This window comes from Raoultella sp., assembly GCF_039594335.1.
In the GTDB taxonomy this organism is placed as follows: Bacteria; Pseudomonadota; Gammaproteobacteria; order Enterobacterales; family Enterobacteriaceae; genus Klebsiella.
The window spans coordinates 1-15,957 of record NZ_JBCNNS010000099.1; the positions used below are offsets into that span (position 1 = coordinate 1).

At 56.3% G+C, this 15,957-nt stretch carries 14 protein-coding genes and 3 pseudogenes; 9 read left to right on the forward strand and 8 right to left on the reverse strand.

What is annotated here, in order from left to right; translation table 11 throughout:
• Positions 1–313 (forward strand): annotated as a pseudogene (locus ACZAHD_RS16390) (DUF2913 family protein); the annotation flags it as partial.
• Positions 314–332: 19 nt separating this feature from the next.
• Here the strand turns inward: ACZAHD_RS16390 and tal are convergent.
• Positions 333–1,307, reverse strand: a complete 975-nt coding sequence (gene tal, locus ACZAHD_RS16395; RefSeq protein ID WP_462457712.1) for a transaldolase — start codon at positions 1,305–1,307, stop codon at positions 333–335.
• A gap of 16 nt (positions 1,308–1,323) precedes the next feature.
• Positions 1,324–1,791 (reverse strand): ribose 5-phosphate isomerase B, encoded by a 468-nt coding sequence (rpiB, locus tag ACZAHD_RS16400; protein WP_462457713.1) that lies wholly within the window; start codon positions 1,789–1,791, stop codon positions 1,324–1,326.
• 256 nt (positions 1,792–2,047) lie between these two features.
• Here rpiB and ACZAHD_RS16405 point away from each other — a divergent pair, with 256 nt between their 5' ends.
• Positions 2,048–2,818: a triose-phosphate isomerase family protein gene (locus ACZAHD_RS16405; RefSeq protein ID WP_462457714.1), complete on the forward strand. Its 771-nt coding sequence runs from the start codon at positions 2,048–2,050 to the stop codon at positions 2,816–2,818.
• A 58-nt stretch (positions 2,819–2,876) separates the two neighbouring features.
• On the forward strand, positions 2,877–3,839 hold the full coding sequence (locus ACZAHD_RS16410) for a sugar-binding transcriptional regulator (protein WP_462457715.1): 963 nt from the start codon (positions 2,877–2,879) through the stop codon (positions 3,837–3,839).
• Here ACZAHD_RS16410 and ACZAHD_RS16415 read toward each other — a convergent pair.
• From ACZAHD_RS16415 to ACZAHD_RS16435, 5 genes are read right to left on the reverse strand one after another with little or no spacing between them, the layout of a single operon-like run.
• A complete protein-coding gene (locus tag ACZAHD_RS16415; RefSeq protein WP_462457716.1) occupies positions 3,822–4,778 on the reverse strand; it encodes a sugar-binding transcriptional regulator in 957 nt (318 codons plus the stop codon). The two genes, ACZAHD_RS16410 and ACZAHD_RS16415, sit on opposite strands and share 18 nt — an antisense overlap.
• A gap of 3 nt (positions 4,779–4,781) precedes the next feature.
• The gene (locus ACZAHD_RS16420; RefSeq protein ID WP_462457725.1) at positions 4,782–5,255 is read right to left on the reverse strand and encodes a 6,7-dimethyl-8-ribityllumazine synthase; all 474 of its coding nucleotides are present in this window, start codon (positions 5,253–5,255) and stop codon (positions 4,782–4,784) included.
• Positions 5,256–5,260: 5 nt separating this feature from the next.
• The gene (locus ACZAHD_RS16425) at positions 5,261–6,193 is read right to left on the reverse strand and encodes a sugar phosphate isomerase/epimerase family protein (RefSeq protein ID WP_462457717.1); all 933 of its coding nucleotides are present in this window, start codon (positions 6,191–6,193) and stop codon (positions 5,261–5,263) included.
• A gap of 10 nt (positions 6,194–6,203) precedes the next feature.
• Positions 6,204–7,727: a glycerol-3-phosphate dehydrogenase gene (locus ACZAHD_RS16430; protein WP_462457718.1), complete on the reverse strand. Its 1,524-nt coding sequence runs from the start codon at positions 7,725–7,727 to the stop codon at positions 6,204–6,206.
• 20 nt (positions 7,728–7,747) lie between these two features.
• A complete protein-coding gene (locus ACZAHD_RS16435) occupies positions 7,748–9,313 on the reverse strand; it encodes an FGGY family carbohydrate kinase (protein ID WP_462457719.1) in 1,566 nt (521 codons plus the stop codon).
• Positions 9,314–9,747: 434 nt separating this feature from the next.
• On the opposite strand from ACZAHD_RS16435, the gene ACZAHD_RS16440 reads away from it, so the two are divergent.
• The 6 genes and pseudogenes from ACZAHD_RS16440 to ACZAHD_RS16465 all read left to right on the forward strand — a co-directional run.
• Positions 9,748–10,401: a DUF2291 family protein gene (locus ACZAHD_RS16440; protein WP_462457720.1), complete on the forward strand. Its 654-nt coding sequence runs from the start codon at positions 9,748–9,750 to the stop codon at positions 10,399–10,401.
• A complete protein-coding gene (locus tag ACZAHD_RS16445) occupies positions 10,398–11,936 on the forward strand; it encodes a sugar ABC transporter ATP-binding protein (protein WP_462457721.1) in 1,539 nt (512 codons plus the stop codon). The genes ACZAHD_RS16440 and ACZAHD_RS16445 overlap by 4 nt, the downstream gene beginning before the upstream one ends.
• Before the next feature lie 23 nt (positions 11,937–11,959).
• Positions 11,960–13,021 carry an ABC transporter permease gene (locus ACZAHD_RS16450; protein ID WP_462457722.1) on the forward strand — a complete coding sequence of 354 codons (1,062 nt, stop codon included), beginning with the start codon at positions 11,960–11,962 and terminating at the stop codon, positions 13,019–13,021.
• Between the two features lie 88 nt (positions 13,022–13,109).
• Positions 13,110–14,060, forward strand: coding sequence for a substrate-binding domain-containing protein (locus tag ACZAHD_RS16455; RefSeq protein WP_462457723.1), 951 nt, complete (start codon positions 13,110–13,112; stop codon positions 14,058–14,060).
• Between the two features lie 132 nt (positions 14,061–14,192).
• Entirely contained in the window at positions 14,193–15,050 is an 858-nt protein-coding gene (locus ACZAHD_RS16460) for a DeoR/GlpR family DNA-binding transcription regulator (RefSeq protein ID WP_462457724.1), read from the forward strand.
• 454 nt (positions 15,051–15,504) lie between these two features.
• A pseudogene (locus ACZAHD_RS16465) lies at positions 15,505–15,663 on the forward strand (IS30 family transposase); the annotation flags it as partial.
• A 150-nt stretch (positions 15,664–15,813) separates the two neighbouring features.
• Here ACZAHD_RS16465 and ACZAHD_RS16470 read toward each other — a convergent pair.
• Positions 15,814–15,957 (reverse strand): annotated as a pseudogene (locus ACZAHD_RS16470) (IS91 family transposase); the annotation flags it as partial.

Genomic DNA, 15,957 nt, shown 5'->3' on the forward strand with positions numbered 1-15,957 from the left:
GGACTATGTCTGGCGCTCCTGTACCGGCGAGCTGACTGAACAGAACGACATGTTCCGGCTGACATATGCGCTGGAAACAGCGAAAGACATGGGCTGGAATTACCGCGTAATGAGCGACAGAGAATGGTCCAGACGATATGCTTTGGTACTCAATCCTGGAGTAAACGGTGTTTATCTCTTACGGACAAACCTCGATGCCGCTTTTGACGACAATGGCCAACAGACAAATCCGCTGACAGCACGTCTGAGAGGTAAAAAAGCCCGCGGGGTTAGTTCCGTACGGGCTTCCGCCATTTCCCCAGCACCTGAATAAGGTCGAGGCAACAAAACAGTTACACCTGCCCAACAGCCTCTCTGGCAAAAGCCGCCTTCAGCAGCCCCTCCAGCTTCTCCTGATCCTGGGCAAACAGGCGAATACCTTCTGCTAGTTTATCCACCGCCATCGGGTCCTGATTATGTAGCCAGTTAAACTCCGACTCCGAGAGTGGTGAAGGGGCTTCTAGGGCAATCACCGGTGGCTTCAGCATCATTGGCAGTTCGCCATCGTGCGTTGCCAGCTCGTCGAGCAGCGCAGGGGAAATGGTTAAACGGTCGCAGCCTGCGAGAGCCAGCACCTGCTCTACCTTACGGAAGCTGGCCCCCATAATGACCGTGGGGTAACGATGCTGCTTGTAATAGTCATAGATCCGACGGACAGAGACCACTCCCGGGTCTTGCTGGGGGTCGTCGCTGGTCAGTAGATTGCGGTCGCGATACCAGTCGTAAATACGCCCGACAAACGGGGATATCAGCCACACCCCCGCTTCGGCGCACGCGCGGGCCTGAGCGAAGGAGAAGAGCAGCGTCAGGTTACAGTGGATCCCCTCGCGCTCCAGCTCTTCCGCCGCCTTGATGCCCTGCCAGGTAGAGGCAAGCTTAATCAGCACGCGGGAACGGTCAACACCCTGATGCTCGTACAGGCGAATAAGCTTGCGCGCTTTCGCCACGCACAGCCCCCGGTCGTAGGAGAGACGGGCATCCACCTCGGTGGAGACTTTGCCGGGAACCTGGCTTAGCAGCGCCACGCCGATTTTCACTGCCAGATGATCGCTGGCATTGATCAACTGTGTTTCCTGCGAGCCGCCCTGCTGGCGGGCCAGCGAGACTGCCTGCTCGATCAGTGGCTGGTAGATCGGCTGCGCTGCTGCCTTCAAAATCAACGACGGATTGGTGGTGACATCTTCAGGGTGATACTCGCGGATAGCGTTCATGTCACCGCTATCCGCCACCACCGTTGTCACTGCTTTAAGTTTCTCTAACAGAGTCATCGCGGCAAACCCCTTATCACTGTGAGTTGTGGGTGTGAACCTTGTTTTCGTAGTAGGCGATACGCTCAACTTTTGACGCCGAACGGCCCGCTTCAAATTCTGCATCCAGCCAGCTGTCGACGATGGTTAATGCCAGCTCGCTGCCGATAACGCGGGCACCGAGAGTCATTACCTGCGCGTTGTTGCTCTTGCGGGCGCGGGAGGCGGAGTAGACATCATGACACTGGGCGGCGCGGATCCCCGGCACTTTATTGGCGACGATCGCCATCCCGATCCCGGTGCCGCACAGCAGGATCCCGCGTTCAAATTGCCCCTCGCGAATAGACGAGGCGAGGTTAAAGGCGATGTCCGGGTACATTTGATCGTTGCCGGCAACGTCGTGGCTGAAGTCCACGACCTCGATCCCTTTTTCCTGCAGATAGGTTTTCACCTGATTTTTCAGGGTGGTAGCCGCATCATCGGCTCCAATAGCAACTTTTAACATGGTTTTTCCTCGCAGATGAGTGCATAGCGTTGTGATGATGTACTAAAGTTCAATCTATGTTCTTATGTTCATTTATTATTAGCCTTGTGAAGGCGAATAAAAAAGGACCAAGAGGGGAGGAATGCATGGCTGTTGACGAAATTATGAGAGAGGTCACAGTTTCTTTGAGGCTGCATTTGTTTTGTACTATTGAACTGATAGTGTTCATTTGATGGCCGCGGGACGGTCGTAAACAGGCTGGTCATTCGGGGGAAATATGAGTGGACATGTGATTGTCGGTATTAGCCATAAGGCCTACTTTGGCTATCAGCAAACGCAGCAGTGGTGCGAGGCGGTGGCGGCTATGCTCCGACAGCCCATGCTGGCCCGTGCGCCGGTTGAGCTGTTTACCTTCCCCGCGATGCCCACCCTGCCTGTCGCGCTGCGCGTCTTTGCCGATACCCGCATGGCCACCGGGGCGCAGAACGTCTGCGAAGCGCCTGCCGGGGCCTGGACCGGGGAAACCAGCGCCAGCCTGTTGCAGGAGATGGGCTGCCGGTACGTGGAAATCGGCCACGCCGAGCGCCGCCGTCACTTTGGCGAAACGGTCGCGGTGATTAACCGCAAAATTGACATGGCCTTCGCCAGCGGACTGACGCCGGTTATCTGTATTGGCGAAGAGCAGCGGATGAGCGCCAGCGATGCGGCTGCCTTCGCACTGGAGCAGGCGCAGGCGTTGCTGGCACACCGCCCGCTACCGCTGCCGTCGCTGATTTTTGCCTGGGAACCGCAGTGGGCCATCGGCGCGGCGGAGCCCGCCAGCGATAACTTTATTCGCCACGTCTGCCGCACGCTGCGCGATGCGCTGCATCAGCGCTTTGGCCAGCAGTGCCGGGTTATCTACGGCGGTAGCGCCGGGCCGGGCCTGCTCACTCGACTGTGGCCGGACGCCGACGGTATTTTCCTTGGTCGCTTTTCCCATCAGCCGCAGGCGGTAGCCACTATTCTGGATGAAGCGATCGCGCTGGCAGCACCCGCGCGCGGTTAAAAATGTGTTTCTGATATACTGACCGGCACTAACCTATAGCTCTGGAGAATCACGTCGCATGGATAAACCCACTGTGTCGCAGGAGTACGAGTTACTTACCGAAATCGCGGTTGCTTACTATTGTGATGAAGTGACGCAGGAGGAGATTGCGAATAAGTTTGGTTTTTCCCGCATCAAGGTCGGGCGACTACTGAAGCGGGCGAAGGAGGAAGGGATCGTTGAAATCAACGTGCGCTACCACCCTATCTTCAGTACCCAACTGGAAAAGCAACTGACCGAACGTTTCCCCGTCAGCCGGGCGCTTATCGCCCTTGACTACGCCGATGAGGGTGAGCAGCGTCGTCAGGTGGCCTCGCTGGTCTCAAGCTATCTCAATAACGTGCTTAAAGATAACGTGACGGTGGCCGTTGGGCAGGGGCGTAATGTGGCGGCAGTGGCCGAAAACGCCGGTGCGATTTCGCCGCGCGACTGCCGATTTATCTGCGGTATTGGCGGGACGCATCGCCCTGGTGACGTGATTAATTCAGACCATATCAGCCGTCTGCTGGCCCGTAAATTTGGTGGCAGCAGCGAGTCGCTGTACGCGCCCGCCTACGTGGAAAATCGCCAGCTCAAAGAGCTTCTGCTGCAAAATGGCACTATCAAAGACACCCTCGACCGAGCGCGAAAAGCAGATATTGCGCTGGTGGGAATTGGCGATATGAATGAAGACAGCTATATGGTGAAGCTGGGCTGGTTTACTCCACAGGAGATCAGCAACGCGGGGCTGCATCAGGGCGTGATTGGTGATATTGCCGGCTACGATTTCTTTAACGCCCGCGGCGAACACGTGAATACGGTGATGGACAATAGGGTGATTGGTCTGAGTATTGAAGAGCTGCGTCAGATTCCCTGCGTGATTGCGATTGCCTCGGAAAATACCAAGGCGATGGCAATCATGGGCGCCCTGCGCACCGGGGCGATTGATATTATCGCCACCAGTGCCCGAAATATTCGTACGGTATTAAGCCTCAGCCAGTAGCGCCTGCGCGGTTTGCTCGTCGGTAATCAGTCCGCTGAGCAGGCCGCTTGCCAGTACCGCTTTTGTTGCCGCGACTTTGCTCTTACCGCCGACCAGCGCGACGATATTTTCTCGGCGACGTGCATCGAGCGATACCGCCATAGTTCTGGCCGTCAGGCCGTTGGTGATCCGCTGACCGCGCGCATCGAAGAAGTGTCCCAGCATTTCTCCAATTGCCCCTGCTGCGGAAATATCGTTAATCTCCTGTACCGCAATCAGACCGGCTTCCACCAGCTGTGCCGCTGGTTCGACGGTGCCAATGCCTACCAGCTTCACCGTACTGCCCGCCGCCATGCTGAACACTTCGCTCACCCCGCGCTGGGAGAGCAGCACTTCGCGATCCTCTACGGTGTTGGCAAAGAACGGAACCGGCATCATATAAGCCTGCGCCCCGGTTTTTTCAGCGATACGATGCATAACGTCGTGCGGGTTGAGCGCGTAGTTGCGCGTCAGGCAGCCCAGCAGCGAGACAAAGCGTGCGTGGGAAGCATCAAGATGTGGGAGCCGGTGGATGGCGGCGGAAAGCGTGCGCCCATGACCAATGCCGATGGTGATATCCGGGTTATTGCTCAGCAGGTTGCGCAGATACTCTGCTCCGGCGAGCCCCAGTGCGCGCACCGGCAGCCCTTCTTCCGCGAGGTCCGGCGTCACGCGGCAAAAATTCAGGCCAAAGCAGGCGGAGAGGCGAGATTCCAGCTCGACGCAGGCGACAATATTACCGTCGATGGTGACCTTCACTGCGCCTTCCGCCACGGCGCGGGCTATCAGACGGTGGGTTTTCACCGAAGACAGTCCCAGTCGTTTGGCAACGGCGGCCTGAGTGAGGCCGCCAATATAGTGGAGCCAGGCGGCGCGCAGGCAGAGTGACTCTTCGTTGTCGGGAACGATAGGGTTTTTCATGTCTTAATCTTTTGGCAGCGGCAGGTTGTGGATTTGCACCACCGCCCGTGCGGCCTCCTGGCCTTTTTTCACAAAGTGATCGGTATAAAAGCCGATATGTTCCGTCGTTGGCTGGAAGTGATGCGGCGTCAGTGAAATGGAGTACATCGGTACTTCAGTCGCAAGCTGGGCCTGCATCAGGCCGCTGACCACCGCCTGTGCGACAAAATCGTGGCGATAGATACCGCCGTCGACGACCAGCGCGGCGCAGACGATCGCATCATAACGGCCGCTTTTGGCTAATCGCTGAGCCAGGAGAGGCATCTCGAACGCGCCGGGCACGTCCCAGCTTTGCACGTCACAGCTGACGCGCTGGCTCTCCATTTCCTGCTGAAAACCGACCAGCGCCTGCGACACGATATCGCTATGCCAGTTGGCTTTAATAAACGCTACCTTTAACGATGACATCACTGACTCCTGTGAACTGGCCCTGGCCAGCAAAGTTAAATGTTCAGATCCTGCACACCAGTATCGATATGAGGAGCCCAGAATGCGACGCTCTCTGCGATATCGGCAACGGCCTGGCTGTCGGTCGGTTCGCGCTCTTTAAAGCTCAGCTCCAGACAGATTTCATTATTCTGTGCGCCGCCGCGCGCAAAGGCGTTCAGCAGCGGCTCCGGCTGGATCCGACCGTGGGTATTATACTGTAACGTAAAAGGCCGATGTCCGCCTTTGTCCGCCATGCTTTGTTTTATATGAATAATTGGTGAGTAGCGCGGTACCGCCTCGGCCCACGCGTAGGGGTCATAATCGCGCGGATCGGTGGAGGTGACATCACCGTGGTCAATGTCCGCCATCATCCACATTGGTAGCGCCATTGGTTCAGCGCTCAGCCGTTTTTGCAGCGCCAGGCAGGCGGGAATCGTTTCGCCAAACTCACGCCCAACGCTCATCGGCTCCCAAAACAGATATTTCAGCCCGGCTGATTTAGCGTGTTCGGCGACTTCCGCCCAACAGTCAATGGCGATAGCCATGAGTGCATCGCGGCGAGCAGGGTCATGAAAGTCGCGTAGGGTAAAAATGGCAAACTGTGAGCCCACCGAATCGCCGCCCAGTTCAGCCGTAATGTCCGCAAAGGTTTTAAACCAGTCAATATAGTAGCGGCGCACGCTGGCATCCGGATGACCAAAATGGTTAAGGCGACCATATGGGCCAGTCATCCCGGAGGTGACGCGTACACCGGTCTCCCGCAGGGATTTTTTCATCCGTCGGGTCATTTGATTGATGGTCGCCGCCGGCCAGCCTGGGTTGATGAATTCATGCGTCAGTTGAACGTTGCGAATGCGGATCTGCTGCGCAATGGTCTGAATCAACTCCTCGGGTTCCGCAAAGCGGTTAACCAGCGGATTGGTGTTAAGCGAAAGGGTAAGTGCCATAGTTGTCTCCTTAGCTGGCCTGCGCGCAGGGTTCGGTAACGAAGGTCGTGGTGAACCAGTCGCTGAATACCTGCTGTTGCGTTTCGCTCAGGTGCAGCCGATGCTTGGTACGACGCCATAACACGTCTTCCGGCTGCTGCGCCCACTCTTTTTCAACCAGATAGCGCACTTCGGCTTCATAGAGCAGCCCGCCAAAGTGACGGCCTAAATCCGCCATCTGCTTCGCTCCGCCCAGCACCTGTGGCAGACGCGCGCCGTAAAGCCGGGCGTAGTGTTTGCGCAGCGGTGCGGGCAGCCAGGCGTACTGCTCTTTCAGCGTTTGCAGATAGGATTCAAAATCGGCTCCGGCAATTTCACCGCCGGGCAGCGGTGCGCTGCGTGTCCAGTCTGGCCCCATCTGTGGGAAGAACGGCCCGAGCTTTTGTAGTGCGTGTTCAGCAAGTTTGCGGAAGGTGGTGATTTTGCCGCCAAAGACGTGCAGTAGCGGCAACTGCTGCTGTTCGTCCAGCTCAAAGACGTAATCGCGGGTTACCGCTGACGGATTGCCTTTGCCATCGTCAAATAGTGGGCGAACGCCAGAGAAGCGGGTAATGACATCGGCGGCGGTCAGCTTCACTTTGAAATAGCGGTTAACGGCATCAATCAGATACTGCTGTTCGCGGTCATCCGCCTCGACGGAATCCGCATCGCCTTCCCACGGAATATCGGTGGTGCCGATTAAGGCTTTATCCCCTTCATATGGGTTAATAAAAATCACGCGCTTGTCGTGGTTCTGCATCAGGTAGGCCTGCTGACCCTCCCAGAATTTTGGCACGATCAGGTGTGAGCCTTTTACCAGGCGCACGCTGCGTTTGCTGTGGGAGCGGGTCACATTGTTGATGATGTCCAGCACCCACGGGCCTGAGGCATTCACTAGTGCCTTTGCCCGCACGTGGCGCTGTTCGCCGGTTTGCGTGTTCTGCACGGTAATTTCCCAGGCCCCTGCTTTGCGCTCGGCGGCCACGCAGCGGGTACGGGTGAGAATGGTGGCCCCGCGCTCGGCGGCGTCTACGACGTTCAGCGTGACCAGGCGCGCATCGTCAACCCAGCAGTCAGAATACTCAAAACCTTTATGGAAGTTGTCGAGGATTGGCGCACCTTCCGGGTCGCGCAGCAGATCCAACGAGCGGGTGCCCGGTAGCTTTTTACGTCCGCCGAGATGGTCATAAAGGAATAGCCCCAGACGGATAAACCACGCCGGGCGGTCGCTTGGGTTATGTGGCAGCACGAAACGCATCGGCCAGATAATATGCGGGGCGGCATTGAGCAGGATCTCACGTTCGATCAGCGCCTCTCGCACCAGACGAAACTCGTAGTATTCGAGATAGCGCAGCCCACCGTGTACCAACTTGCCGGAGCGTGAGGAGGTACCCTCGGCGAGGTCATCTTTTTCACACATCATTACCGACAAGCCGCGTCCGGTGGCGTCGCGAGCAATGCCTGCGCCGTTAATGCCGCCGCCGATAACAAACAGATCCACGATTTTTTCACTCATGACAGACTCCATTAACTTAATTAAAGGCCCGTGTCAGGCTGGCGTAAGGTGTGCCACACGGACGGCAGCTCGCTGCGAAGCTGCTGGTAAGTGCCAAAGAGGTGCTGGTAGCGCGCGACCAGTTCAGGCGGTGGCACTTCCGGCGTATCCAGTAACGGTTTGACCCATGTTTCCACACAGCGGGACATCGAGGGATATGCGCCGATGGCGACTGCAGCCATCATGGCTGCCCCGGCGGCGCCGGTCTCTTCGCGGCTGTTGCTGCGCACCGGCGCACCGACGCAGGCGGAGAGGATTTGCCGAAGCTGAGGTGAACGAATGGCACCGCCGGTGAGGCGTAGTTCGCCCGGCATTGCACCGCCCATTGCCTGATAGCAATCACGAGCGGCGAAGCCGATCCCTTCAATGACCGCACGCACCATGTCACCAAAGCCATGGCTGTAGCTCAGACCGACAAAGCTGGCGCGGGCTTCAGCGTTGACGAATGGTCCACGCTCTCCCGCCTCAGAAATATAGGGGTGATAGAGCAACGCGCCGGGCTTGGCCTCGCTGAGCCAACGGTCTATATGCTGCACCAGACGGGCGTGGTCGACCTCACAGCCAAAGCTATTCAGTAAATCGCTGGCGATATGCAGCAACCAGTCGAGGTTGAGCGTTGCAGCCATGTTGGTCTGAACCTGAGTCACGTAGCCCGGCCACGGCAGGGGGATGACATAGCCGGTCTGCTCGTCGTTCAGCCAGACGCTGTCGGTTGGCACTGTGCGCAGATGCACGCCCGTTGACCCTACCACCGAGCAGGCGGTATTGGTTTCGCCGGTGTGAACGCCTGCTCCCAGCGCGGTCATCACCATATCGACGTAACCCAGACAGACCGGTGTGCCGGCCTTCAGCCCGGTGAGCGCCGCCGCTTCAGCAGCGAGTGGGTGGGTGGTTTCGACTCCGTCGACAATCTCTGGAAGCAGATGGCGACGATGCTCCAGCCCCAGGGCGGCAATCACGTTGTCGTCATAACGCTGTGTACGGAAGTTGCCAAAGGTAAAGCTGGCTTCAGACGGGTCGGTGGCGCGCACGCCGGTCAGATTCAGATACAGCCAGTCTTTGCAGTGCAGGGCGACTTCACTGCCGTTAAGTAATTCGGGGTAAAAGCGATCCATGTGGGCCATCTGCGCGCTCTGTTGGCAGGTGTTCAGCCCGGTGCCCGTCGCTTCAAAACGCATGCACGCCAGCGGTGAACGGGAGAGCGTTTCAACGGTAGGAGCGGCGCGCGCATCAAGCCAGATCCAGGCGTCGGAAACCGGGCGATTATCAGCGCCAACCAGCCAGGTGCCGTCCCCTTGTGCGGTAACGGCGATCGCTACCACGCGGGCGGCGAGATTCTCTACGCGCTCGGAGAGTTTATTAATGGCGGCAACGGCATCCTGCCAGGTCTGACTCATCGACTGCTGCGCCGCACCGTGGCCTGCGCTGCGAGAGTAGCGGTTACGCGCCGACGCGCAGCCGAGCTGCTGACCCTCGAGATCGAATGCGACCGCTTTGACGACCGAAGTACCTGAGTCCAGACCGAGAATGATATCGCGGTTATCCATTAATGCCTCCGTTGGCCGGGCGTGTGTACCTCATATGAGAAGCGTGGTTGCGCTCATCGCTTCATCACTGGGATGTTAATTGAATGTAAGTATTTTGATAAATACAGTCATACATCATCTATCACATAGTTAACATATCTACTGTATTATTTTTCTTTAAATGGAATAAATTTCATTCCAGAAAGCGAGTGCGATCACGATTTTTCCGCATGTTTAGGGCGATTTGATGAAATTTATAGGCTCTGAGACGCGGGTTGGTGGTGTGATTGTTATGGTATAAAAATGTTAGATCCAGATCGCGTTCTGCACAAAATCACAAAGACTAAATTGACAATCGAGCAACAAAAGAACAATTCTCATCACATATAGTTATCGTATTTATAACATCAAGACGCGATAAGGCGTCTGCACTAACCGTCTGTGAGGTCAACATTATGTCCGGTGTTTCCGCACTCTCTACCCTACATTCTCGCCGTCGTATGAAACGTTATCTGCTGTGTGGTCTGGTTGCCGTAACAGTGGTGGTAGCGATGGCCGCCAATACGAAGGTGGTCAAAATCGGTTCCGAGCAGGATGCGCAGGAGCAAGGATTCTCTGCTACCACCTACGGCGAGAAAACCTATCCGGGAATTAAAACCTACGTCGAAACTCACGCGGTGGAAGCCGTTGAGCTTGCCAACGCGCTGAAGGTCAATCAGCAGGAAGCGGTGAAGAAATATGCCACCGGTACCACGCTTCCGGTGCTGCCGGTCCGCTTCTCTGGCAGCGTGGGCGAAGGCAAGTCGGGCATCTTTAGCCTTAACATTGAGGGATTACCGCAAGAGCAGAAGGTGCGTCTGCAAACCGGCCCGGTGCTCACTGGCACCGAGCTGCGAGACGTGACTGGCAAGATCCAGTTCGGCGACTTCACCAACCAGATTGAGTACCAGAATGCCGGGGCGGCGATAAACCAGGCGCTGAAAGCCTCGCTGCTCGACAAACTCGACCGTGCCACCCTGTCCGGCAAGCATATAGAAGGGGTAGGCATTTTCCGCTTACTCACCCCGAATAACTGGCTGGTGACGCCGGTCAGTCTGGAGGTCAAATGAAGCAGCGTGAATTCCATCCGGCACTGACGCGCGGTGAGATAATTCTGTCGGCGAAAAATGTCAGCAAGGTGTATGGCTCGACCCATGCGCTCAAGGGGGTGAACTTTGATATTCGCCGCGGCGAAGTCACCACGCTGTTTGGTGAAAACGGGGCGGGGAAATCGACGTTGATGAAGATCCTTTCCGGTGTAATCACGCCGAGCAGCGGTGAGATCCTGCTCGATGGCGAGGTGAAGGTGTTCCATTCCGCCACCGATGCACGAGACCACGGTATTTCGATCATTCACCAGGAGTTGAACCTCGCGCCGAACATGAACGTACGCGACAACATCTTTATTGGCCGCGAAATCATGAAGTCCGGCGGCGTCGATTTTGCCGAAGAAACGCGCATTACCCGTCACCTGATGAAATCGCTGGAGGAGGACATTGACCCTATGACCCCGGTAGAGAACTTGCGTCTTGGGCAGCAGCAGATCGTTGAGATCGCCCGTGCGCTGTCGGTGAATTCGAAGATCTTGATCATGGATGAACCGACCTCGGCGCTCAGCGCCGCGGAAGTGGAGGTACTGTTCCAGGTGATCCGCGATCTGACCAGCCACGGTGTGGCTATCGTTTATATCTCTCACCATCTCGAAGAAGCACTGGAAATTACCGACCGCGCGGTGGTGCTGCGCGACGGCGTGATGACCGCCTACGCCCGCCGCGACGAAATCGACCTCGACTGGATTGTTCGCAACATGGTGGGGGAAAGCTTTGATCTCGGAGCGCCGCCGTCGGGCTATGCATTTGGTGATACTGCTCTGTCGGTGAAATCACTGACGGTGAAGGGAAAAACCGGTATCCGATTGGTGGATAACCTATCACTGGACGTTCGCGCCGGGGAAATTGTGTGTATCTACGGTCTGATGGGCGCGGGACGAACCGAATTAATGGAGTGCGTTGCGGGTCGTCTGCGCCAGTCGTCCGGGGAAATTCATCTTGAAGAGAGTGATATCTCGGGGTTGAGCATAGCCGAGCGTATCGCTAGCGGCCTGGCGCTAGTACCGGAAGACCGGCAGCGGGACGGACTGGTGCAGACCATGACCGTTGGTGAAAACCTGACCCTCGCCAGCATTGGGCGCTTCGTCCGTGGGCTGATGCTGTCTACTCGCACAGAGAAAGCATTAATTGCCGAGAGCATTCGTAACGTCACGGTGAAAACCGCCGGCGGCGAGGCGACTATCGGTTCACTCTCCGGCGGCAACCAACAGAAGGTGGTGATCGGCAAAATGCTTGCCACCCATCCGAAGGTGATTTTGCTGGATGAACCCAGCCGCGGCATTGATATCGGCGCTAAAGCTGAAGTGTTTCGCCTGCTCGCAGAGAACGCCCGGCAGGGGCTCGCCGTGGTCTACTCCACCTCTGAAGTAGGAGAATGCCTGAGCATTGCACACCGTATTGTGGTGATGAGTAAGGGCCGCATCTCGGCGGTGTTTGACTCTTCTGTATCCAAAGAACGCATCATGGCTGCCTCCGGCGAGTCCCTGGTGGCATAACGATGAAAATGGGAGCGAAAACCATGACTGACAGAACTCAGCAGCTGGCCGTGCCAGCCCGGGCCGTGAAAAGCAGCACCGGCACCGGTAAGAGCATGAGCCTGGCGCGTATTCTGCTGGAAGGGCGTGCGTTCTTTGCCTTGCTGGTGATTATTGCAGTGTTCTCACTGATGTCGCCGAATTACTTCAGCGGCGCGAACTTCCTGACGATGGCCTCGCACGTGGCGATTTTTGGCCTGCCGGCTATCGGCATGCTGCTGGTTATCCTTAACGGTGGCATCGATCTTTCCGTTGGTTCAACTCTGGGTCTTGCCGGCGTCTGCGCAGGCTACATGATGCAGGGCATTAATATGGAGGCTCTGGGCGTCGTGCTTTACCTGCCGGTGTGGGCGGTGGCGATTCTAACACTGGTGGTCGGCGCGCTGGTTGGACTGGTCAACGGCGTGCTGATTGCCTGGTGCCGTGTTCCGGCCTTCGTGGCAACGCTCGGCTCGCTGTACGTGGCGCGCGGTATCGCATTGCTGATGACCAATGGGCTCACCTACAACAAGCTTTCCGGCAGCGAATCGCTGGGTAACACCGGCTTTGACTGGCTAGGCTTCAACCGTATTTTCAACGTGCCGGTTGGTGTGCTGATTCTCGGGGTGACCGCGCTGTTGTGTGGCTATCTGCTGAGCCGCACCGCTTTTGGTCGCTGGCTTTATGCCTCTGGCGGCAACGAGCGAGCAGCGGAGCTTTCCGGCGTGCCGGTGAAGCGCGTCAAAATCAGCGTCTATGTGCTTTCCGGGATCTGCGCGGCGATGGCAGGGCTGGTGCTCTCTTCGCAGCTGACCTCGGCAGGCCCGACGGCGGGTACCACCTACGAACTGACGGCGATTGCCGCGGTGGTGATTGGCGGTGCGGCGCTGACCGGCGGGCGCGGTAACGTGCGCGGCACGCTGTTGGGCGCGTTCGTTATCGGTTTTCTCTCTGATGGCCTGGTGATCATTGGCGTTTCTGCTTACTGGCAGACCGTCTTTACCGGCGCGGTCATCGTGCTCGCCGTACTGCTTAACACCCTGCAGTACGGACGGAGCCGACGTTAGTGTATTCCCTGTTTGGGCGGAAGCCAGGTCGTCTCCGTTCCAACGTTAATCCGTAACTTGTACCCCTAAAATAACGGAGCAACAACCTATGTACCTTAACAGCAAGCGTTTTATCCTGGCCGCAGCCACGGCTGCACTTACCGCTATCGCCACGCCAACATGGGCCGACGGGCTGATGACCATTATCGTCAACGATCCCTCTAACCCCTACTGGTTGACCGAAGGCCAGGTGGCGCAGAAAACCGCGGAGAAGCTCGGTTATACGGCAAAGGTGAGCGCACATAAGGGCGACACTAATACTGAAAGCCAACTGATTGATACCGCGATTACCAATAAATCAAAGGCCATTATTCTTGACCCGGCGAACGCCGACGGTTCGGTTGGCTCGGTGAAAAAGGCCATCGCAGCGCATATTCCGGTGTTTATTATTAACGCCGAACTGAACCAGAGCGGGCTGGCAAAAGCGCAGCTGGTCTCCAACAACGCTCAGGGTGCGGCGCTCGGTGCACAGCAGTGGGTGCAGCAGGTGGGTGATGCTGGTGACTACGTCGAGCTGAAAGGGCCACCATCTGACAACAACGCTGCTACCCGGGCCAACGGTTTTGAGACGGTGCTGAGCCAGTACCCGGAGCTGAAAAAGACGGGTAGTGAAGTGGCTAACTGGGATCGCACCCAGGGTTATAACAAGATGCAGTCTCTGTTGCAGGCTAACCCGAATGTGAAAGGGGTGATCAGCGGTAACGATGAGATGGCGCTGGGCGCGATTGCTGCGCTGAAAGAGGCGGGCAAGATGAAGCAGGTGACCGTTGGCGGCTTCGATGGCTCCCCGGATGCGGTGGATGCGGTAAAAGAGGGGACGCTGGCGTATACCGTGATGCAGCCGGTGGCTACTTTCGCCGCCAAAGCGGTCGAGCAGGCCGACACTTTCCTGAAGACCGGTAAAACCGGCGCGTCGTCAGAGAAGCAGCTGTTTGACTGCGTGTTAATTACCAAAGATAACGCGGCGAAGATTACGTCACCGTTTATGCTTTCTGAATAAGTTCGCGTGAGATGAGTTACCCGGGCGAAGCCTATGCGCCAGGCCCGGGGGCAAACGCCGTGTTGCCAAAGTGTGGCTAACACGGTGTAATTACAACGGTCGGGATTTTGTTATCTCTTTTATGGACGGACTATGACGCAGACACTGCAGGACCACTCTCTGAATCTTTTTATGGCGGAAACTCTGCCCGGTGACAGCCGTCAGGCTCGCCAACTGGCACGCCGTCAGCTGATTGTTGAAGCGGTCATGGCGGAAGGCGCAATCCGTATTGAGGATATTACCGAACGTTTTGATATCAGCCTGATGACCGCCCACCGTGATATTGACGAACTGGCCGAGCGTGGACTGCTGCATAAATCTCGCGGCGTGGTTTCCGCCACGGCCACGAGTCTTGTGGAATCCAGCGATATTTACCGCGCTACGCGCCAGCTTGAAGAAAAGCAGGCGATTGCTGAAGTGGCGGCAAGCTATCTTGAACCGGGGCAAGCCATCTTCCTCGATGATTCCACCACCGTTTTTCAGATTGCCCGCTTTCTGCCTGCCAGAGCGCCACTTACGGTGATCACGAATTCACTGACTCTTATGAACGAGCTGCGCAATATTCGCGATATTACCTTGCTCGGCCTGGGTGGACAGTACTACAACTGGTGTAACGCCTTCATGGGCCACACCACGCGCGATGAAATCGCTGGGCTGCGTGCGGACGTCTTTTTTGTCAGCATGTCGGCGGTGTTGGACGGTACCGTTTTTCACCAGTCGGCGGAGACCGTGGAGACCAAGCGAGCGATGTTCGATTCTGCAAAACAGCGCATCCTGATGATGGATCACACCAAGTTTGAACGCCGGGCACTCTACCGCTTTGCTCATCTGAACGATTTTGACACGGTGATAGTTGACCGGGGAATTCCGGTATCAACGTTGCGTCAGATGATGGATATGGGGGGGAATGTGGTGGTGGCGGATGTGAAGGGAAAAGCGGGAGAACGCTGAAGTTTAGCTGGATTTAGAGGGTTGGCTTCAGCCTTCCCTGAACAAATTGAAGACACAAAAAAGTTGGCTGACTACCCTGTGTTTTTCATCATAGTGAATTGATATTTAATGTTTTTGCTTAAATTAATTTCTTTGCGATTTCCCAAAATGAACCATAAAGTAAAACCTCAGTACCTCGCATGGTTCCAACGTGCCTAGCGACTTAAAAATAACATGCTCTGTAGCATAATAAATGTAAGTGTGGCGGTATATTTAGCTTCTGATCATGAAGGGGTCAATAAAAACTGCCCTATCTCAAATACTGTAGTGGCCCATAAAATTGTCCTCTTGAGTAGATAGTGCACCTCGTCTGTTCAGGCACGGAGTGACCAATCAGCAGAGTATTCATGTCTTCTATGAGCTGTGAGTTCAACGGGTCGATGCAACGCTATCCTTAATCAAGGGGGACGTTGCCATGAAACGAAGAACTCGGATTAACTACACGCCAGAGCAGAAGGCGATTATCTGGGACAGATATAAGCAAGGTGATTCCCTGCATGATATCGCCAGAATGTTCGACAGATTTCATTCTTCTATCATGCCTACAATCCACCAGACAGGTGGCTACCGTCCATGGTTAGGAGACTGGAAAAGCGTTTCAAAAATATCCTGACCATGAACGTTGCCGTCAGGAGCGCAGTAATATCGCTGTGTCGGGGGGGTTATGGTCATAAAATGCTGTTCCCTGCGTATTTTTAACCTGAAACCTGTTTTTCAGGCGCACTTACCCCGCAGCCTGTGCCAGAAGCCATCGTTTCCGGTCGATGTTATGCAGCCTTTCTGCCACTAACTCCGTGGCGTGTCTGCCGGCCTGTGCGCTGGTAAAGCGCAGCCGGTTACCGCACAGGATGCATTTGTACGGGTCCGT